Raw genomic sequence first — 21,949 nt, forward strand, 5'->3', positions numbered from 1 at the left:
GCAGGTTTATAGGGAATGCTTCTTTATTATAAATTAATTAGATTAAGGACTTATTAATTCCCTGGAATCTAACCCGCGATTGAGGCGAAGTGCTTAAGGACAAATTGGATGATGAGTAACACGATAATAAAACAGAGGGGGATGAAGAGTGATAAATTCCCTCTATTAATTGGTTTCGCCCCACTGTTCACATTGATGTTCATACTGTCTGAATTGGTTGAGTCATAAAAAGTATCTTTATCGACGATGATTGCTTGCGGAGGTAGTTGTTCTGATTCAGTTTTGATGCGCGTATTTTTTTTCACTGCCGTACCTATAGCCAGAAACTCAATCAATCCATTACCTAATTGGTACACATAAGTTTTGACCCCTACTACATCATCCGCACCGATAGATTGCGCTTCCTCATTGATAATAGCTAGTGCATTCTCGCGAGCATGATAAATCATGCGGGTCAACTCATTGATTTCTCCACGGACAAAAGCTTTGATGGCTGAGGTAATCCCTCCCACCAAACCTAAAGAATACACCGAAGTACCTAAAAGGAGCTTCATGGGCGCATAACCTAGACGTGCCATATTCCACATTTCAATGTTGGTCATGTCACTGGAAATTACATCATGATCACCAACCGGAACCAGTTGCGGATTATGAGAAGCTGTTCCTATCATTAACATTTCATTGACCCCGCCAAAAGGCAGAACGGTAGTCTTAATGCCAAGTACTGCATTTGCATTGTATTGGCGTGCATGAGCTGTAATTCGATTTAATGCCAAATGACGGGTTTTATTAAAAATATCAGAATACTCCTTGATTTCACCACGCCCTAAGGTTTTAAAACTACCGAGTAAGCCCCTGCCTAAACCCATTGAATAGGCCACATTGCCAAAGGCAAAACAAATCGGTTTATAGCCCGCATCCAGTTGTGCATATAACTCCTGTCCATCTGCTGAGGTTGAAAATTTGTTTTTATCTGCCCCACCGTCCGCATAAATTATGGAACCTATGGATAAAAACTCCACATTGGAACCATGCACAATAAGTTGGCTGGTAACCCCAGTAATTCCTGTCGCATTTTTATCGGCAGCTTCTGTTAACATGCGTTTGTATGCAGTTTCCCTACCTTCTTCTATAAGTGAAGTAATCTGGGTAAGTTCCCCGCCCAAAATCGCTTTAAAACCGGAGCCTACACTTCCAATAATTCCTAGAGAATGGACGCTGTTGCCAACAACGATGCAGCCCGGGGAATAATTTTTAAGCTGCAAACAATAAATTTCATTTCCAGATAATCCCGTGGTCACAGCCATAATTTATTCCTTCAGAATGAATACTTTGATACATACAGTTTAGTTGGTATTTTTAAATACAGAAAAATCTCAAGAACAAAATGGTTTCTCCTGTTAGTTGAGATTGTTGTAAGCTGACTTGAATTTAATTACATGCGAGAGGGGTTCTTTCGGGATTTTCCTGAGGTAACAGGCGATAAATATCTTGAGATATATTCTCCAGCGGATGCTGCTGTTTTTGATAGGTATCATATAACCGATAACCCATATAGATGAAAGTTACACCGAGAGCAACTGGCCAGGAGGCCGCGGCTGCGGTAATAATAAAAGCAATTCCCCCCACATTAAACGCTAGATTTTTCCAAAATTCTTCATAATTTTTGCCGCATTCCCCATTGAGCTTTTCCAGGAGTTGGCGATGATGGTCATCATCCAATGTCTTGCCATTTGTTAATTCGCGTCGGACTGCAATTGCTGATTTTTGGTATTTTTTATATTCTTCCGCAGAATTATACAAGGCATTACCTATTAAACTTAGCAATGCAAGCCCAGCTAGGGCCAATGGGCCTGTGCATAACAAACTGATTGCAAAACTGGTAGCAATAAGATTGGCGGCAAGAATATTGATTGCAAAATAGGTGCATTGAGCCTCCCATTCGTCTTGTAACACATCAATCTGACGCTGAATGATACTGCGCTCAAAGGGTGTTGAATTGTGTAATTGCCCCTGCAACTCCTGCAATCGCTCCTGATATTGACTCGCTTCAAAAAGCCATTGGGCTAAAAACAAGAGAGTATCGAAGGTTAGAAAGGCAATCGTAATTACTGAAGCAGCTGCCTGGCTAATATGAAAAAACTGATTGTAGGTGGTAAGTAAACCGACTACAGCCCACACCAAATCACTTGCCATGGTGAATCCACGTTTTTCCATTTCCTGTTTCAACACTTTTTTTGTTGATAACTCCTCACATGTTGCGGACTCAATAATGTGTTTCATCAAAAGAATTAAATGAATAAGAAATCGAAGTGAAAAGAGTAAAATTCCCAAGTCCGTGATGGCTTCACGCGACTTGTCTAAGAAATTAATTCCCTCGACAAAACTGTATTGATTACCAACTGCTTTATTAAAATCCTGGATTACTTTAGAAAAAGAGCTCTTTTGAAGATAAAAAATCGTGTAATTTGCAAAACCACGGCTATAACAAAACTGCGAGCGAACTGTATTAATTCTGCCCACGTAGTGACGTAGCCTCGATATACTGGTGAATGAAGAAAAAAAATCTTCAAAGCGTGTGTGCCCTATCTCCCTCATAAAATCTGGAAAATGATGAGTGGGAATTTGGTTTTTATGGAATGAATTGTGTTGATAATAAGCTTCTATTTCCTTGCGAAACTGTTTAAATTGTTGCAAATCAGAGCCAACATAATCCATTTCATAATAGGAAATTAACACATTGCACAAATAATATAGATACTCCATAACGAGATGCTCTTCACCCAAATGATTTTTATTGGACAGAAGTACTTGATATAGAGACGAAAATTCATATTTTAATCGATCCAAAACAAAATCTTCTTCTTTAAAAGAAAATGCAATTTTTTTAGATGAATTATTAAAAAAAGTATGTTTTATGAGACTTATTTTTGTTTTTCCCATAAAAAACTCATTCGGATGAATTGAGGTGAATGATTCAATTGTACTATGAGTTACCAAAAACAAATTAAAACAATAGTGTTAAGTTTCAGCAAAAAAAGAGTTAAAAAAGAAAAAAGCCGGATAAGTGAAAAAACAAAAGATTTATTTAAGAACAAGAGAACCTCTTTTTTTTCTAAAAACTAATTGATAAACTCATTGCCCAAATATCCCTAAGTTCGAGATATAAAGTTGATTTTTGACGCAAACAATTCCTCTGATTTCAATGAAAAAAGCTCATCAGAAATAGAGAAAGTAGTAATTATCATTCCGACACATAACGAAGCGTCAGTGATTCAATCCACTATCGAACAAGTATTTACGTCAGTAGAATCAGTAAAGGGGTATGATGTTCATATTTTAATTTTTGATAGCGCCTCGACAGATAATACTCAACAGATCGTTACTTCCTTACAAAGCAACCATCCAAAATTGCATTTACGTAATGAATCCATAAAATCTGGCCTTGGTTCTGCTTATTTGCAAGCCATGAATTATGCTTTAACTTCCCTGAACGCAGATATTATTTTTGAGTTTGATGCCGATCTTTCCCATCAACCCAAATACATTCCCCCTATTTTGGAAATGCTGCAAACTTGCGATTGTGTTTTGGGAAGCCGATATATTTCTGGGGGCAGCATTCCCAAAGACTGGGAATTACATCGCAAATTATTCTCCATTCTGGGCAATTATATTGCCCGGGCAGTTCTTACTCCCAGGTATAAGGATTTTACCAGCGGTTTTCGTGCTACACGCCGGCAACAACTTTTAAAAATTTTACCCCACAGGTTTCTTACGAATCATTATGCATACAAAATGCAATTATTGTGGCTTCTGCATAAAAATAAAGCCAGGATTCGTGAGTTCCCCATTGATTTTATTGACCGGAACGAAGGGTACAGCAAGTTACCCAAAAACAGTATAGTCGATTCCTTACGCGTGGTGTTCACTTTGCGTTACCATGCCATAAAACGCTATTTAAAGATGTGCCTTGTGGGTTCATTGGGTATAGCGGTACAATTTATTGTTTATAACGTCCTGCGCGGATATGTACAGATTTCACCTTTTGATGCTTCTCAAATTGCAGTTTGTGCAGCAATCATAAATAACTTCATTTTGAATAGTAAAATTACCTTCGGTGACAAAAATAAAATCCCACGGTTATCGAAAATAAAACGCCTCGTTATTTTCACTATTTATTCGTTATTCATTATTAATCTGCAAAGTTATTGGCTAAAGTTTGGGGTTCTTTGTTTTGGGGGAGGCCCATTGCGGGAAAATGTGATTATGAGTATCGGGATAGGCTTGATATCTCTTTTAAATTATTATACCTATTCACGCCACATCTGGTCAGAAAAACTTCTTCCAAGCAATTAAAGGCAACCTTTTCATGATAAGAAAGCGCCAGAAAATCAGTTCACCTGCTATTCAAAGTGAAGGATATCTCTCAGATTCCCTTCCCAAAAATGCAATTACAGGGGGCTTCTTAAGCGTAAAAAAGATTTACCCCTACCTTATTTTATATTTTGTTTTTTTATTATTATTGGCACCTGTAAATATATTATCCCTTGATACGTACTACTATTGGGATTGGAGTCGTCACCTCGCATTATCCTACTATGACGGCTCGCCCATGATTGCCTATCTTATCAGGGGATCCACTTTATTATTTGGTGAGAATCTCTTTGCTTTGTGCTTTGTCGGGATTTCTACAACGGCGGCTACCAGCTTCATTATTTATAAAAGTGCCCGATTTTTCATGTCCCGCGAAGGAAGCTGCATAGCGATGTTGACCTGGCTGTTTTTTCCTTTGGTCACCCTGGATATCCTGAAACAAACCACCTACGATACCCCGCTTACATTATTTTGGGCATTAACCCTTTATTACACGATAAAATTTATCCACACACATAAAACAGGCAACCTCTATCTTATAGGAATCAGTGCCGGATTGATGATGTTATCCAAATACACGGGTATCGTTTTAATCCTTTCCTTACTCATTTTTTTAATCACCAGCACTTATCGTTCACTTTTTAAAACGAAACATTTCTACAGTGCAATTTTATTGGCAATTGTTATTTTTAGCCCCGTGATTGTGTGGAATTATCAGAATCACTGGCAATCTTTCATTTACCAGTTAACCACACATAAGCTCAGTTCTGCAGTAAATCCTTTTTTCAATGCAATTAAGACTTTTTTTAATTCATTCATTCCCTCCTTGAACATTATGCTTCTTCCTCCTTTTCTGGTACGCAATAACGTTAAGAATGAGAAAACAGCATTAATTGTGAGATTATGCCGAATTGTTTGCTTTACATTTCTTGGCTTTTACTTGTATACGGCAAGCAAAGCTGAAATCCGGGATTTATGGCTTACACCCTATTTAATTAGCAGCACCCTTCTCTGGGGATATTTTGTCACCACCTCAATTTATCGAAAAATTGCCATGGCTTTAATTGCTTGCTATGGGTTAATCAGCCTTTTCGTTTTAATCGACAACACGTCCAAATTTAGCTTTATCAACTCAAAAAAACTTGTTTTTTATCATTTAATCCAAAAATTTAATTCAGAGTACCCGCAAATACCGCAAACCGTTTTTACTTCAGGCTGGTTTGAAGCGCGCATGCTTTTTTTCCTTCACAATAAACCTTCTATTTATACTTTAGGTTGTGGTACGGCGCAAAATCAATATGATTTATGGGGTGTCGACATTAAAAATCAGATCGCGAATAAAACCTTAAAAGAAGCATTCTACATTGGCCGATATGACCGTTTGGCCTGTTTGCAAGAGCATTTTGATCAATGTCAAAAAATCCCTAGCTCCACGTACCCTTTCCGACACAAGGAATATGCGCTTCATGTCTACCAATGTAGAAATTTCCAAAATAAATAACGTCGTTTTAACAAACGTCTTGCGGCAGTGACACATGATAATTAATCGTGTTTACAGTTGCTCTATCTTCTTTTAATGTATTCCTTGAAAATATGATACCATCCCCATTGTTGAACTTGATAAGGACTATCAATGCTTAAATTACTCTTTCTTTTTATTGCTTTGTTTTCATCAGTGTGTTTTGCCGATGAAAAAGAAATTGCAATCACCATGGACGATTTACCTCTGGTTGCCTCAAGAATGAATACCCCTGGAAATCGCCAACGTTCTACTGAGCGTTTTACGCAAATTGTGCAGACTTTTCAAAAATATAAAGTGCCAGTCATAGGTTTTGTAATAGCGGGCGCTATTGAAAAAGGACAGTGGGATTTCCTTGAACAATTTCGCCAGGCAGGATTTATGTTGGGTAACCATACTTATTCCCATTATGATTTAAATCAAACCAGTGCCAAAAAATACATAGCCGATGTGGAGCGTGCCGATAAAATTCTCACTCCGATAATGACTAACCCAAAATATTTCCGTTACCCTTATCTGGCAGAAGGCAATAAAGAAAAAAAGCAAGAAGTATATGATTACCTTAAAGAACATAATTACACTATTGCGCCCGTAACCATTGACAGTAAAGATTTCGATTTCAATGAAATGCTTTATAAAGTTCCCTATCGTTCCCGAGCAAATTATGTTCAAAAAATAAAACCCCGTTATCTGGCTTATATATGGAAACAAACATTAAAAGCTGAGAAAAGTGGCAAAGGAAAGAAACAAATATTACTCATCCATGCGAACCTTCTTAATAGCTATGTATTAGGTGATATTTTGGAAATGTATCAAAAGAATGGATATAAATTTATCAGTTTAACAGAGGCCTTGAATAACCCGGCGCCAACCATCAATTTTTCGCCATCCCCAACCAAGGATAGTTCAAACAATGATTTAGAAGAGGAGCTTCTCAATTTACCCAAGACAAAACAAAATTACGTAACACCTGAATAAGTTTCTTTATAAATTGGAGAACATAGATCCTGGGGCTTTTGAACAAAGTGATGCAGCTCTTGCGCGAGTTCCAGGGTAAGTTTTTATTAAGTGTGATTTTTAAAATCGGGAGATTATATGTTAATACTTGCTATTGTTTTATTTCTTGTTGCAGCAGTTTTTGGTTTCTTTCTTTTAACAGCGATACTCCAAGACAGACCCGTGAAAGACGTCGTAAAAAAATTTCATGGTATTTTTGCTGCATTGGGATTGATAATTTTAATTGTTTACATGCTTGCTTTTATGACTGGGAAAGCTACCCCCCTCATCATCGGTTTAATTCTTTTAATTATTGCCGCATTTGGCGGTTTAACTTTGTTTTCACTTTTAAAGAAAGGAAAGCCGGTTCCCAAACTGGTAGTGATAGTTCATCCAATAATTGCCATCGCGGGATTAATTGCTGTAATAAGCTATGTATTACCCTGATTACTCCGGTTCAAATTTATTTTTCAAACGTTCACGAAGCGCCTGCACAATCACCTGCGGGGCTTTATCCGGTGATCCTGAATTGAAAGGAGGTTCAGGATCATACTCCAAACCCAGTTGCAGACTTTGTGCTACCGTTTCATCGGTAAGTTTTCCAGCAAGATAGAAGGCCATATCAATACCTGCTGAAACTCCGGCTGCAGTAATGATTTTTCCATCCTCTACAAATCGCTTTTGAGTAGGAATGGCTCCCCATTGTTCCAGGCGATTCATTACAGCCCAATGAGTCGTAGCCTTGACTCCTGATAAAACCCCTGCAGCCCCCAGTATCAAACTTCCCGTACAGACTGAGGTTGTCCATAAGGAGCCTTCATGAATTTTTTTGATCCAAGTGAGGATTTCGGGAAATTCACGCAGCGCGGTTGCATTACCAGCACCAGGAATCAATAAAACATCCGTATGCGAAATATCGGCTAATGAATGCTCGGCCATCAGCGTAAGTCCAGTACAACAACGTACTGGACCTTTTTTTAAGGACACCCTCTGCACTATGACCTCTGGCAACCGGCTAAGTACCTCATAGGGCCCAATTGCATCCAGGGCTGTCATTCCTTCATAAAATAAAAAGGAAATACGGCGTATTGGAAATTCCACTCCCTACCCCTTTTTAACGAATTGAGATTTCAATTTCATGGCACCAATTCCTTCGATTTTACAATCAATGTCATGATCGCCTTCGACCAAACGAATATTTTTTACTTTAGTGCCCACTTTTACTACCTGTGAGGATCCTTTTATTTTTAGATCTTTAATTACTGTTACCGTATCCCCATCCTCAAGTACCTGACCGTGAGCATCTTTGACAATGCGGTGCTCCTGCTGTATTTGCTCTTCCGCCAGGTCCTTTGACCACTCATAGGAACATTCCGGACAAATGAATTGATTCCCATCTTCGTAAGTGTATTCTGAATTGCATTGGGGGCATTGAGGTAGTGAGCTCATATTTTTTCCTTGCAAAAGATACCATTATATCAAAAACTCAACTCGTCTCCTATCGCAGTGATAAGCAAATGACGTTCTTGAGGTTGATAACGATGCTCGTAAAGATAAATTCCCTGCCATGTACCTAAAGCCAATTTACCATTATGTATGGGAATGCTCAGGCTGCTTTGAGTTAACACCGTGCGAATGTGTGCCGGCATATCATCCGTGCCCTCCATTATGTGCTTGAAAAGAGGATCACCATCTGGAACCAGTCGAACCAAAAAACTTTCAAGATCAATGCGAACCTGAGGATCATAATTTTCACAAAGCAGCAAAGAGGCACTGGTATGTTTGAGAAATAAATGGCATAAACCTTGTTTCATTGTAGTATTGCACAGAAGCGTCTTTACTTTTTCAGTAATATCCTGAGTACCACGACCTGGAGTATTGAAAGCTAAAGAAAATTGTTCGATTTTCATTACAGTGAGGAGTCATTATGGGCTTTACTTACTATGGCAGAATTTAGGCCCTGATTCAAAACAAATCGTCAGGATCTACCCCAGTATCAATCACTAGAAGTGTTTTATGCCTGGATTTATCCCCGCGTTTTAATATCACTTGCCTTACAGGTACTTTAAAAAGCTGTGCGATATACTGCAAGAGCGCTTTATTAGCGCGGCCTTCGATGGGCGGTGTATTTAAGCGGATTTTAAGCTCCCCCTCATGAATGCCGATAATTTCTGTTTTCTTGGCACCCGGCTGGACATAGAGATGGAGGGTCACATCCTTCACATCACGTTGATACCACACAATGCACCGATTCCTTTGTATTTATATTGAGAGGCACAGCCCTCTCTTGTGAATGAATAGGGTAACCCAACTCGATGCCTTTAAAAAGCACGTCATTCTAAAAGGAAAAATCACTCTGAAACAGGGTAAGATACCCTAATGAAACTTCCTCTCGGAATGACGAAACCACCCGGTTGTTACTAACTGCTTAAACTAAAGTAGGAGGCTACTCTTCCCATAGTTTCAAGGGCGCTATTATAAGTTCTGTTAAGTAAGCCCTCTTCTTTCTGAATTTTATCCTCATCAAGCTCATCCATTTGTGCTTCTGCTTTTTGCATTTCCTGAGCATGATTAAAAAACGATTCGCTATGAGCCGCGATACTCACTCCACTTTTGCCAATTTGCGATTGAAACCATATTTTTGCTCTAGGAGCAGGACTCTCTCTGGTAATGAGACGCACTGGAAGTTTGCCATCACTCAACTTCTGGGCCAGATTATCACCCGCTTTTTCCAGTTTCTCCAGGATTGTGGGATCATCTTGTGCGATTGCATAGCGAATTGAGGCATCACGAATGATATGAAACATTCTGGTGTAATTCTCCAGCTTCGCTTGTTTCGCATTATCCATATTTTTCTTGGCAGTGACGTAAGTTAATTTATCTCCATCAAAAACAATACGCGGATCGTTTGCAAAAATTTCCAAAATCTCGGGTCGTCCTGTTGATAAAATAGCTCCCATCGTTGTTTGAGTAGCCTCAGGACTTGGATTTTCAAAACTGAGATTAGGTTGTTTGGCAATAAACTTAATCAATTCAAGTGGGGGTACAACTGCAAGGACTAACCGGATAAGAAGTGTCCGTCCATTGGTATTTACTGCATTCACCAATTCAGGGTATTCCTTAATCAGGTTCTCTACTTTCCCATAATTTTTTTCAGCCACAGCTTGCCATAATGCTTCTTCTTGAGGTGACATAATTTTCTCCCTAGTATAAAAAATAGGACATATTATACCAAAAAAAAGGCATCTTGTGGTATAGAAAATCAATTGTTGTACAAAACGTATTACATCCCAACATTATTTTGGGGATTATTTTTGAATGGAACTATAGAAGAAAGGTCTTCTTTTATCTGATCCAATGGCTCATAATCAATCCCTAAATCACAAGCATCACAAATCTTTTGAATATGCGATGGGTTAGCCTTATCAAATCCTATCGATTGTGCATCCTTGACCAGACTTTCGACTACTTTTATTTTTGCTGAAACTTGTGGGCCAAACTCTTCCTGCACTTCATTTAAAATACTGGATAATTGTTTTAATACGGACTCATAATTACGTTGTTTTTCCGCATCAAAATTAATAAATTCGGTTCGATCTCTTAAAGAGTTCATAAAAAAACGATATTTGGGCGTATTTTTTGCAGTTTCTTCAGCAGCGTTTGCCTGAGATTCCCTGGGGGGCAATGCCTGGTCAGGAATACCTAAGCTCGTCTCAATTTTTTGCTCTTCAGGTAAAGGCTCGGGTTGAGGCTGTTTCCCATTAGCAATTAAAGATTGAGGGCTCTCCGTGCCCATCTGCTCAACCACTGGGGTGTGGGCTTCCACTACCACTGTCTGCTCTTTTGATAAAGAAACGTCTTTAAGTAGGTTTGCATTTGCAACGGCAGGTTGGGAAATTTCCTTATGTGTCTCGGTCACAACAGATGCTTGAGAGTCCGCCTCAACGTGTTGCTTTTCAGGCAGAGGAGCCTCTTGCAGTTTTTCCCCCTTAGGAATGACGGGTGGGTGTGGTTCCATGTTTGCCTGCACAACCACATCTTTCGGGGATTCCAACTCTATTTTTTGCTCCTCGTGCAAATGCAGGGGAGGATTTGGAAAGGAGGCGGCACTTTCTTTCTCCCGAGATTCGTTTTTCAAAGAGGGAGAGCCTGAATCTAACGTCGCCTGTTTGATTTCATCTTTTGCTGGTGCAGCCATTTGTTTCATTAAATTTATATTGAGTTCCAAACGTTGTTTTTCTTTTTTTGGCAATATCGGTGTAACAATACCTGCAATACGTTCTAGCTCTTTATTGCATTGCCCTAATAAAAGTTGGATTCCCTCATAGTTTTCAGCCTTTTTAAATTTCTCTCTATAGGTTTCCAATTGAGCAATACCGTGATCCAATTGTTTAATTTGCTCATTACCCAATTCATCAACAGGACATTTGTTTAATTCATCGATAATTGAATTTAAACTTATATCCAGATCTTCTAACGCATGTAAACGCGCATTCTCATAATGGACCGCTATTTTCTGTTTTTCCTGCTCATACTCAAGTTGAATGGTTTGACTTTCTTCTCTAAAACTCCGCATCATTTCCTGATGTTCTTCATAAATTGTTTGCAATTGAGGCGAATCATTACGAATTTCAGCAAAAAAATCTTCGAGAACTTCCTGAACTTCTTTAAGTTGTTCCTCTTTAATTTGACGATGTGCTTCAATAAGCTCGATATGCTCAGGGTGGGACTGTCCTTCTTCTAAAGAATGAAGTGCATTTAATTGGGCCTGCATTTCTTCTTTTTTAGCAATGAGACTGTAGTAAATTTTTAATGCTTTTTGCTTTTTATCTTCGGTAATATGTTCATCTTGCGTAATAAGATCGAGTGCTTTTCGCATCAAGGTTGTATGTTCCTCAAAAGAAGTATCCATCAGTTTGATTTGCTTCATATGGTATACATAGGTAATCCGTTTCATCTCCTCTTCATAATATTGATACATACCCATATTGGTTAAACCAAACAGGGATTTTTCCCACTCCGATGCAGGAGGAAGATGGGGAGTAGGCGGTTCAGGTTGCTGGAGAGGCGATGATTCTTTTTTCTTGGGTACATACACAAAATTCTGGAGATTTGCTGCTGCAGCCTTGGTTTGTTCTTTTTCTATCTCATCAAGCAGAGCAATTTCTTTTGCCAAAAGAGTTTTATCTTCAAAAAGCTTGCGAATTACATCAAAACGACCCGTAACAGTAAGAAAAAAGAGAAGGTTGTGTTCGCATAAATGTATAAATTCGCTAAAAATTTGTTCGTTCTGACGCACAACATCGTTTTTATTTTGGATAGCATTAAGCCTTCTGAGCCAACTCAAATAAGAGATTAACAAAGGATATGTTGCCTCTGATAATTCAATTTGTTTCAAAATTGCATCGCCGGGGTTGCCCATTACACGTTTTAAATGCTCATCCGGCGAGATATAAATGCTTCCCATCAGACTATACCATGATCATATTTTAACTAAGTATAGTATTTTTTAATCTTATTGAGTTAATTATGGATAAATAAGGCCTGTTAAATAAAAAAAATGGATTTGACTTAATGTCGAACATTCTTGGGGAGGTAATTCATAACACAATAACTCAAGCATTTAGCATTGATAATCTCAAGATCACGAAAATAGGTGATTTCCCTTAGATAGTACTCAAATGTTTCCTGAGTTGCTTCAAAATATCCCTTAATAACCACCGAGTAACGCATTTTTGCAGAATGATGTATTTCGAGTAATTTGGAGTATAAGAATGTGATCTCATAAGTACATTGAAGATGGGCTGCCAGGGCAACATCAAAGCAATTTGCTGCGAGTAATTTGTTTTTAAGCGTATTGATATAAACTAGCATACTCGAAACACAGCAGTTAATTTTTTCTATTTTTCCTTTATAAACTTCACCAAGAACCCCTGGTATTGAATGGATCATTTCACTTAAAAAATCCAAATCGGCAATGTAATTTCCTAACACGATGTTTTTCTTCATTTCAATAAAACGTGCTTGCCACTCCACTAAATGAATCACGTTACGTTTATATGCGACCAGCTCTTTTTCCTTGGAATTATCTTGCAGAGGAAATGTAGTGCAGGTTTTAAGATGTTCAATATGGCCCATTACCAAAAAACATGCATTTTTAATATCTTCAAAAGTTAAGGATTCAAAATTACATGTTGCGATTTTCTCGCTGATGTTATTGATTATTGTGACTACATCTTGAGATAGCATGGCGGTTCCAAAGTTAACATCGTCTCAATTTGAGTATAGTTCAATATTTGAACACAAAAGAGGTCTTGATTTCGAAATAATTTAATACCGAATACATGCTTGAATCAGATGGGTAAAGACAGGAAGAAACTGGGAGAGCCCTCTCAATTTCAGGGGCCTACTGTTTCCCAGTTTGCTTCCAGTGCCTTAAATCATGAACAATTCCATTATATTTTGCACTGGATGAGCTGCTTCCAGCGGTTCAATAAATTCTGGGGTCTTTTGAGGCGGCAAATTCACCTCTTCATGCGCTTTATAATTCATGAGTTGATCCTCAAACTCAATCAGCTCCGTCAAATGAGTAAACCGCTTGACATATACCCCGGATTTTTTCTCTTCATCCTCAATTTTCTCGTTGAGGAAATCAATTTGTTTTTTTAGCGACTCAATTTTCTCCGTAGTTTTTTGCTGTAATGCACTCAGCTTTTTGGCCAGTTTACTGTATTTTTGTTCAATATCCGGACGTAAAGCATTCTCCAAATCTTCTGTAGGCCTGTTGACCAGCACATTAAATTCAAATTCCCAATCCTCCATGGTTTCAGGGGTAAAAACGTAACTTGAGACATAAGAATAAGCAGTACCTAATAAAGATTTCTTTTTAGTTCCCTCAATGACTCGTTCATGCAAATCTCTAAATGCGATTTTTAACATCACATCATGAATTTTCTCAATTTCATCTGACTGTAATTGAGGAAATCTAAACGTTTTGACTAACTCTCTATCGAGAAAATTGTTACGAATTTTCTCAGGAAAAGAAAGTAAATCCTCAGGTTGCTCTGCAGCTATTCTTTCCTTTAAAACAAGAATATCATGCACTTGTTCCTGAAACTGCTCGGGAAAACGCTCTTTGTCTGCTTTTGTTTTTGCTCTTGGTTTAAGTAGTGGCAGCTGTTCATTTATCACCTGCCAAAGAATTACGCCTTCCTTGTCAGCTTGCTTAAGTTCGTCTAGCAAAATCTCTCGTTCTTTAATCAACTCACTGGCACGTGAGTTGTAGTGAATGAAATCTGCAAATGAATCATGCGCACCAGGACCTTCAATCACCAAATCAAAATACTCAGAAAAACCACAGTTTCCTTTCCTGAGGTTTACCTCTTTGGCATGATATCCGATGCTTTTTAATTTGAGTTTAATATGTTCAGCCTTACTGGTCAGATACGTACTCGTGGTGAGTAATTCTTTATGTTCCTGACTGAAAGCTTCAAAAAGCGTGCGCATTGTTCCCCGCATGTGAACGAAAGCATTTTGCAGGGGAGAATTTTGGGCGGCGGCTTCTTCAATTTTTTTGGAAAGCAAAAGATACATTTCTTGGAAAACATAAACAGTCTTATTCTGGGTAAGCATTGCATCCAAGGTATTTTTTATAGTTTGCCATTCCTCATTTTCTTGCAACCAGGAAGTGTCCTCTTCGATGGTTTCAATAGAATGAATCAACTTTCCTTTTAATACTTCATAAAGGGACTCTTCATAGCACTCGTGCAGAAACTCGGCATCCAATTCATTCTCACCTGCCCCGAAAGTAGTTAATTCATTAAGGGTAGTTAACGTATCTTGAATTAAGGTACGTGTATTTTTATGGCCGAAAGAAAATATCCATAAATCTTCCAGTTGAGCTTGGTGTAGCGATAAAACCCGATACAAATTTCTGATGGCGTCTTTTTTCTCAGCTAGATTCCGCGCTGTTTTTAATTTCTGTACTGCATCCAGTATGGCTTCGGCAGCAGTTCTAACCGCCGAACGTTCCAGCCAATACCCAAGACCACGATTTTGCTCCTTGGCCCAGGATAAAGCAGTTTCCAAATCGTCGACCAGTTCTGCCTCTACGTTATCCACATAAATTTTTTGCAAGTTCTGTAGGGGAGCTGTTTTTGGAAGTCCGGCCTCTTTATAGATTCGCAACAACTCTTTGACTACGGGTTGCATGGCATATTTTTCTGCAAATTGATCTTCAGGCAAATATACATTTGCATAATCGAGTAAAATGCACAGGAGAGTGTTTGAATTTCTTGCATGGGCTACCTGCTCCAGCAACATGGCTTTCACTTTTTTATTCAGATGAGTAGTGTTTTCGATGAGGCGATAGATATCTTTGGCACATGATTGCATCAGGGTTTTGACAAATTCCGCACGATAGGAGTCTACATCACCATCGGCAAATCGCAACATCGCGCCGTTAACATCCAATCCGGATAGAAGGGTTCTGGTGGTCTTTTTATTTCCAACAAGCATTTCTTGATTGTTTTTATGGATGAACAAGTGATTGAGTTTGAGTTGCTCGGTTAGGGATACTCCGTCTAAATAATGACAACGCAAAGTATTAATTGGGTCTTCTGCAATGACTGATTGTGCCATTTCTTTAAGAAGGGCCCGTTTTTCCTCCCAAACTGAATTGACCGCATGTTCATAGGCACGCAAGACTTCATTCAATTTTTCTATAGGCACGCCCTTGCCAGTTTCCCAATCCCGCTGATGGTAGGGATATATTTTTTGTAAATCAAAATATTCAAGTAACTGGACCCATTGCCTGTCCAAAATACGCGTTAAATCATTTTTTTGATTTAGCAATCGGGCATCCAGATTCCTCCATTCCGACTTGGGAAAAACAAGATGCAGAAACTCCTTCCACTCCTGAAACTGGTGTAAAACTGCTTGCTGGATCTCGGAAACCCTATGAGTGAAAAATTGTTCCACTGCAGCCTGTTCTTGCAATTCCTCTTCTAACTCCCCCAATTCCGCAAACATTTTCGTGCAATCATCTATGGAGCTATAGGCACAGGAATAAAAATCAAATCCCTGACGAGTCTCATAAATTGCAATATGCCTTCCTCTTTTTTGGTGACTTACAAAACCTTGGATAAGCTGCCCCATTGGCCCAGTAGCATCCAAACGGGTTTGAATGGTTAAAAACCCTTTAGGGTGTCTGGTATTAAAAACATCATTTTGGCAGGTTGCTGAGACAATAGTAATTGATTCATTCTTACCTGAACTATTTTTAATCCCTTGTTCTTGGGAGGTTATTGATTCAGTGCCTGTTAGTGCAGTAATTTTTTTCGTACTAAAATGGTTTTTTAGTTCGAACTCAAGACGTTTTACTTCATTATCATCTTCAGCTATTAAAACTACAGGTTGTCCTTCTTCGGCTTGTTTAACGGCATCCAGAATCCTGGAAACATGTTCCTTCGCCAAGGCACGATTCTTTTGATGAGATGATATTGCGAATTGCGTCTCAATGCCCCATTTAATGCATTGCTTCTCTAATTCATCCTTTTTGCTTGAGGTTTTGGAAAGACCAATAATCCGACCCTGCTTTTGGTAATCATAAATCAAATCCCTGAGAGAAGTAGAATGAACAAGAGTCATTTCGGGTTCAATAATAAAATCGCAATCCGGATTTTCCCTTTTCAGGCGAGCGTGCAGGAATTGTTGCGACATAAAAGTAAAACCCTCTTGAAATTCTTTTTGATTCAGAGGGATAGCAAAATGGAGTCCATTTTTAGAAGTTAAAACACTAAAATCTTCCCCTTCAACGAGGCGTTGAGCTTCTATAGCGGCATTGATCCATAAATCAAATTGCTCATCCGGTAATGAGCTTAACTGCACCTTATCCAGACCTGTAGGTGCATGTTTGTCCAAAAATTCTTTTAACTGCTCTCTATCCTTCTCTTCACTCAAAACTTTTCCCGGATATAAAGTTTTAAATGCTCGGTGATTGATAAATTCATCAATTAGAGGATAAACCCAGGTATAGGAATACTGCTCACCATTATCCTGAACCATGCAGTATGTAGTCCTATCATCAAATTTTGAAAAATCAGTACCACAGAGGATTAAATGACTGGGTAGAGGATGTCCATTTTTATATGCGAGCAAATGTTCATCAGCAACTTTGGCTTGCAAACGATACAAAGCCAGGTCGCCTGCTGTGGAATAATTTACTCCACCAATCTGATAGGTTCCTTTGGGTGAATTGGCTTTAATACTGCTTGCATCAATACCCAAAGAGGCAAAGAAATTTTTAATACCTTGATTTTTATCATTCAAAATCTGCACTTGCTGGCTGCTAGTGCATACATCAACTGTCCCTCCATCCGCTTGTACCCATTGCATGACCGCAAGTAATGCTGAGGTAACAGGCGCTTCCTCCGTATCCAGCTCCATTAACATATTACGTTGGCATTTAAGAGATACTAGAATGGAAAGAAGCTGGGTTGCATTCGCAAATGTTCCAGTAGCCCGGAAATACTGTTCACGCAACACCGCAAGCAACTTGAGTTCGGCTTTCAGTTTTTCATCCGCATTCAGACCCGGTTTTCTTAGGGAGTCAATCAATATATCGGATAATTCACGCAATTGGGCACGGCTGACTTGAGTCAGATTTGAATGCTTTATAATGCGTTGGGTTGGTTTCTCTTTATCAACAACTAAAGTAAAAGGCTCAGCTCGTCCGATTGCATTGAGGTAGCTTATTTGTTGTGCCAAATCATATTGTTCTTGCTCGCCTAGGAGCGTTCCCTCGGCGATATCCTGGATAGAAGCAATCGTTCGTTCAGTTTTTGAGACATCAAATTGCTCATCAAGAATTTGCTCACTGTCTTTCACAACAATATCAAATTCATTTTTTTGGGGCGCACGCCCGGCTTGGGGATCCTTGTCAAATACCTCAATAAAGGCCATCAAATCAATTGCCTGGGCATTTAATACTTGGAGAAAGGGTTCTAATTGAGGATAAGGGGGTGTAACAAAAAGTTTTTCAAATTTCTTTAGATGGTGTTGATTTGCCTCCAGGGATTTCATCACCTCCAATAAGCGGCTATGTTCATCTGTTGTCTGCTTCCCAAGTATAAGCAATATTTTTGAGCAAATGGTTAAATCAGAGTTGGTTAAATGGGTTAATCGGTCGATTAAATCCGGGAGTGACTGTTCTTTTCCATTGGCGCATCCCATCAATAAAGTGAGCAAAGGATACAACGAAGATACTTCCGCTTTCTTCTCAAGTATGGATGTAAGTTTATCTATAATTTGTTTTAGTAATTGTTCATCGACTTGCTGATTGGCATTGTTTATTAAAGAAATTAAGCTTGTGAATAACCCTTCAGACAGTTCTTTATCCACCCCATTCAAGGAATGGATTCCAATCAACTCCTTTAAGGGAAATAAAGATTCTTGCGTTAAATTATAGGTACATGACTTATGCAACAAAGAGTCATATGCTTTTTGTCCAAGTAATCCCCGGTATTTTGTTAAATAATCAACCTCACTTAACACTCGATTTAATTGCTCTGCTGTATAATGGGATGTGTTGTTTAATGCATTGCATAATATGGATAAAGGGGAGGCGATTGAAGGAGGAACATCCTGGCTTAAAGTATTCAGCAGATCGCGCACCTGCACTACCGAAAGTGCTTTTTTTCCAGATACTGTAGGTTTAATTACCTCAGACAACAAAGAAATACAGCGATGAAAATCGATATTATTTTTATTTTTTATCCGGGTTAGAGCATTGAGTAAACCATTCACCTCATCAATTTGCCGTCCCCACTCCAGAAATGCCTCTTCCATAGGAAGATCAGGATCGAAGTCGTTAATATGGTTGATTAAAAAAAGCTCAAAATCTTTATTTTCTAGGTGTAAAGAATGTAGGGCCTTATTCAAACCTGATTGCAAACTTGCTTCTATTCTGGGTTGAAGGACAGCTAAAAATGAGTTTTCCGAAAAAAACTCATCACCTAAAACCTCAGCCATTTTTAATTTGGCTTGAGGCAGGCCGGATAGTGCCCAGGAAAAACGCCTGCTCCCTAATAAACTCTTAACTTCTTGTTCTTCCTCCTGCAAAAGATTAAGAATTGTATGGGTGCTTTGGGGGTAATTTTTCAGGTAATAGAGAACTACCAGGTGGGAATCCAGCCAGGACTCCAAATACCCTTTTAGTTTCTCTGGCAAACTCGCAAGTCTGTCTTCGAGTTGCCATTCCTCATAACAGTGCCTCATCAAACTAAAAAGATTGAGAACGGGTTCATGAACCTCTGCTTTCCCAATTTGCAGATGAGGCAATTTTGTACCTACTATTTCAAGAATACTTGTCTTTTGATCCTCAATGTCCTTGATCTCATTTAATTGTTCTTCTGCCAGTTTGACTGAGTCAACCACTTCAATAAGTTGTTCCAAAGAAGGCAGACCGTAGGAGCCCTCTATATTTATTCCGTTAAAAGTGGCTAATAGCAGTTTCCTATGCTCAGGCTGCAAATCGTGTATCGCCCCCGCAAGAATCTTTATCCTGGTCTCAAATTGACTATCTTCCGCATCATGTTGCGAAACATTGGGTATTTCATCGCTTAATAAAGAAAAGAGAGCAATGAAACGAGGCAATAGTTCCGGTTGATCCTGAAAAAGGTCTGGCAGGAATTTATTCAGTTTAGATGGGGCAACCAAATGCTTAAGCAGATTCAAACAAGAAAACTTCTCGACGGGTAAAGCATTTGTCTGCTCTAGTGCAGCACGGCTTTTATAATTATCAAAAATCAATAAGGCTGAATCACCATAATCCTTCAGAAGATTCAAAGCAAGAAGGCTCATCTCGTAAAATTGCAGTCCAGCCTGATCTGAGGGTTCGATCTCCGCACTTTGGGTAAGTAGCAAGATTTCAATTATTGCGTTCAACTCACTCGCTGTAGGCATCGACTCCCGGCTATGACCTGCCAGTGCCTCGGCAAACAGCGAAATTAGTGCTGATTTATAGTGCAAGTCCTCATGGAGCTGTTCGGCGATTGCAATCAAGGTATTGATGCAATTTTTAATGCACAAATCAGGATCTTCAGTATGAGTGCAAGCACGTTTGCCTGTAGTCACCAATGCAACAATATTGAGTAATAATGCTTTATTCTCAGTGGATAATTTATTATTTCCGGAAATTTCCTTCTCCAGAGATTGATATACATCAAGATTGAAAGCCCATTCTTGTTGGCCGATAAAACGATAAAAATAAGCCAGAAGCTCTTCATAGGAATGATGCGGTACAACAAACAGGGTGCTCAGTTCATGGGGCACAGAAGGGACGCTGTAATCAAGGGGAGCGTTGTTGGTGGCAGGCTTTAAATCCATTTGCCGTGATACCAACTTATAGTGGCCATAGCGACATGCATAATAAACACCCTGAACATCAAAATCTAATCCGTCAAGCCAAATCAGCTGTTCTTCCGGATCACTGCTGTTGTTGATAAGAAACAGTAAACGATCTAATGCAGGTTTCATGTGCCTGATATGTTCCAAAGCACAAGATAAGGGGAGTTGCAGTTTCTTTTCCGCAAGCTGCCCCAGGAAATAATCATAAGCATTAAATAATTCATTAAATTCTGTACGAGCGCCAGCTGCTTTGTGTTGAGAAACCAAAGCTACCCACCATGTTTTTTGCTCGCTGCTTAATTCAGCTAATTTTTGCAGGTTTGCAAGCCCCTGAGCGGACATTAATGCCAGATAATTTTCTGGGTTATCCAGAAACAGCTCATTAAAATCTTTAAAAAGCTCCCTGTCGCTTAAAATGTGCAAGTGATGTAATAAAAGTAAAACACCATCGGCCCCGGCATGAGTCATTACTTGAGCCAGTCCTTGATAGTTAAGGTCAGATAAAGGCAGCATCTTTAATAAGCTGCTTATCTGCTCGAACTTGAGTTTATCCTGTTGGGTAAATTTTGATATGAAATAAAGAAAAGCGGCTTGGCGTTGTTCCGGTGAACTCTTACTGCTGAGCAAATGAGTAAATTCTATATCATATCGCTCCAGATTGTCAGAATCTTTTTCCAGAAAACTAAATTGGTGGTAAGTACCATGAATAGAGCGTGCCTTGGTTTGAGCAAAATCGGGCATTAAGGTCAGAGGAGTTATTTGCCCAGCATGTTGGTATTGCGGCTCCTCACTAAAGCACAACACATTTTTACCATCAAGGGTGGGCTGCATATAGAATCCTGCGGGTAAATTTTCAAAAAGCAACCCATAGGAAAATTCAGGATAATTTCGGATAATCTGTTGCATGGCAACAGCTTGTACATGAGTAATTTTTCTATCCTGTTCTTTTACCTGATTGGCATTTTTTCCTACCAGCCTGTCCCATACCTCAGGTAAATTCGGAGTATGGACAGGGAATTGTTTTTTCGTAAAATCAAGCCACTCTGCCCTGTCTAAACTATCGCGCTCAACTAACTCTCCCAGATCCTCTGCATTTATTTTTTCTGCCTCAACAACTGCCTCTAAAACCGGCTCTCCCTCTTTAGGTTTTCTTTGGACTGTCTTTTGCTTTTCTTGAAGTTTGGGCTCTTGTAACGGTTGTTGAAACTTCAGGCTAATAGCAGCACCTTTACTTCCTTCCAACCAATTCTTTTTTGCTTTTCGAATCTTGGGGCTAAGAGGTTCAAACACGCCTGCCGCGTCAGTTACCCTTGTAAGTTGGGGTTGGAATTCAAGAGAAAATTTTTGGCGTTTGCTTACGAGATATACATTGTCGAAGGTTAACTGATAATGGGGCTGGGATGGGGGAAATTCGAATTTATACAGTCGGGTTCGTTCGGGACTCAAAAGAAACCGAACCAGCTCATCAAAGTGTTCCTGGACGAATGCATCACATTCCATTGAAATGGTGACTTCGCCAGAAACCTGCTCTTGCTCGTATGTAGTTTCCAAATGGGTAGTAAAATCTTTGATCGTATAAAAATTATAATTGCCCACAGTGATTCTCATGTAACCATGCCCCCCAAATAATAAATACTAAGACTTTATTATCCA

General features: G+C 39.1%; 14 protein-coding genes. 4 read left to right on the forward strand and 10 right to left on the reverse strand.

From position 1 onward, the window contains the following. Nucleotides 1-68: 68 nt before the first annotated feature. Together KYQ_RS08340 and KYQ_RS08345 are read right to left on the reverse strand one after the other, a co-directional pair. Nucleotides 69-1,307: a heavy metal-binding domain-containing protein gene (locus KYQ_RS08340; protein ID WP_010653027.1), complete on the reverse strand. Its 1,239-nt coding sequence runs from the start codon at nucleotides 1,305-1,307 to the stop codon at nucleotides 69-71. 124 nt (nucleotides 1,308-1,431) lie between these two features. Continuing rightward, nucleotides 1,432-2,943, reverse strand: coding sequence for a hypothetical protein (locus KYQ_RS08345; RefSeq protein WP_019349852.1), 1,512 nt, complete (start codon nucleotides 2,941-2,943; stop codon nucleotides 1,432-1,434). A 228-nt stretch (nucleotides 2,944-3,171) separates the two neighbouring features. Here KYQ_RS08345 and KYQ_RS08355 point away from each other — a divergent pair, with 228 nt between their 5' ends. From KYQ_RS08355 to KYQ_RS08370, 4 genes are all read left to right on the forward strand, one after another. Beyond that, entirely contained in the window at nucleotides 3,172-4,356 is a 1,185-nt protein-coding gene (locus tag KYQ_RS08355) for a glycosyltransferase family 2 protein (RefSeq protein WP_019349854.1), read from the forward strand. A 13-nt stretch (nucleotides 4,357-4,369) separates the two neighbouring features. Beyond that, entirely contained in the window at nucleotides 4,370-5,875 is a 1,506-nt protein-coding gene (locus tag KYQ_RS08360) for a glycosyltransferase family 39 protein (RefSeq protein ID WP_019349855.1), read from the forward strand. A gap of 132 nt (nucleotides 5,876-6,007) precedes the next feature. Continuing rightward, nucleotides 6,008-6,871 carry a polysaccharide deacetylase family protein gene (locus KYQ_RS08365; RefSeq protein WP_019349856.1) on the forward strand — a complete coding sequence of 288 codons (864 nt, stop codon included), beginning with the start codon at nucleotides 6,008-6,010 and terminating at the stop codon, nucleotides 6,869-6,871. A 117-nt stretch (nucleotides 6,872-6,988) separates the two neighbouring features. Continuing rightward, complete coding sequence (locus KYQ_RS08370) at nucleotides 6,989-7,336, forward strand: hypothetical protein (RefSeq protein WP_010653022.1); 348 nt, start codon at nucleotides 6,989-6,991, stop codon at nucleotides 7,334-7,336. Here KYQ_RS08370 and KYQ_RS08375 read toward each other — a convergent pair whose 3' ends face one another. The 8 genes from KYQ_RS08375 to KYQ_RS08410 all read right to left on the reverse strand — a co-directional run bounded on the left by KYQ_RS08375 (nucleotide 7,337) and on the right by KYQ_RS08410 (nucleotide 21,904). Beyond that, the gene (locus tag KYQ_RS08375; RefSeq protein WP_010653021.1) at nucleotides 7,337-7,990 is read right to left on the reverse strand and encodes a DJ-1/PfpI family protein; all 654 of its coding nucleotides are present in this window, start codon (nucleotides 7,988-7,990) and stop codon (nucleotides 7,337-7,339) included. 3 nt (nucleotides 7,991-7,993) lie between these two features. Beyond that, nucleotides 7,994-8,338 carry a zinc ribbon domain-containing protein YjdM gene (locus KYQ_RS08380; RefSeq protein ID WP_010653020.1) on the reverse strand — a complete coding sequence of 115 codons (345 nt, stop codon included), beginning with the start codon at nucleotides 8,336-8,338 and terminating at the stop codon, nucleotides 7,994-7,996. Between the two features lie 29 nt (nucleotides 8,339-8,367). Then, complete coding sequence (locus KYQ_RS08385; protein ID WP_010653019.1) at nucleotides 8,368-8,799, reverse strand: secondary thiamine-phosphate synthase enzyme YjbQ; 432 nt, start codon at nucleotides 8,797-8,799, stop codon at nucleotides 8,368-8,370. 55 nt (nucleotides 8,800-8,854) lie between these two features. Further along, the gene (locus tag KYQ_RS08390; protein WP_010653018.1) at nucleotides 8,855-9,130 is read right to left on the reverse strand and encodes a DUF167 domain-containing protein; all 276 of its coding nucleotides are present in this window, start codon (nucleotides 9,128-9,130) and stop codon (nucleotides 8,855-8,857) included. 179 nt (nucleotides 9,131-9,309) lie between these two features. After that, nucleotides 9,310-10,083, reverse strand: coding sequence for a hypothetical protein (locus KYQ_RS08395; protein ID WP_010653017.1), 774 nt, complete (start codon nucleotides 10,081-10,083; stop codon nucleotides 9,310-9,312). 89 nt (nucleotides 10,084-10,172) lie between these two features. Continuing rightward, a complete protein-coding gene (locus KYQ_RS08400; RefSeq protein ID WP_019349857.1) occupies nucleotides 10,173-12,356 on the reverse strand; it encodes a hypothetical protein in 2,184 nt (727 codons plus the stop codon). A 104-nt stretch (nucleotides 12,357-12,460) separates the two neighbouring features. Beyond that, complete coding sequence (locus KYQ_RS08405; protein WP_010653015.1) at nucleotides 12,461-13,138, reverse strand: hypothetical protein; 678 nt, start codon at nucleotides 13,136-13,138, stop codon at nucleotides 12,461-12,463. Between the two features lie 186 nt (nucleotides 13,139-13,324). After that, nucleotides 13,325-21,904 carry a hypothetical protein gene (locus KYQ_RS08410; RefSeq protein WP_029489018.1) on the reverse strand — a complete coding sequence of 2,860 codons (8,580 nt, stop codon included), beginning with the start codon at nucleotides 21,902-21,904 and terminating at the stop codon, nucleotides 13,325-13,327. Between the last annotated feature and the right edge of the window lie 45 nt (nucleotides 21,905-21,949).

The sequence above is a fragment of the Fluoribacter dumoffii NY 23 genome (assembly GCF_000236165.1).
In the GTDB taxonomy this organism is placed as follows: domain Bacteria; phylum Pseudomonadota; class Gammaproteobacteria; order Legionellales; family Legionellaceae; genus Legionella; species Legionella dumoffii.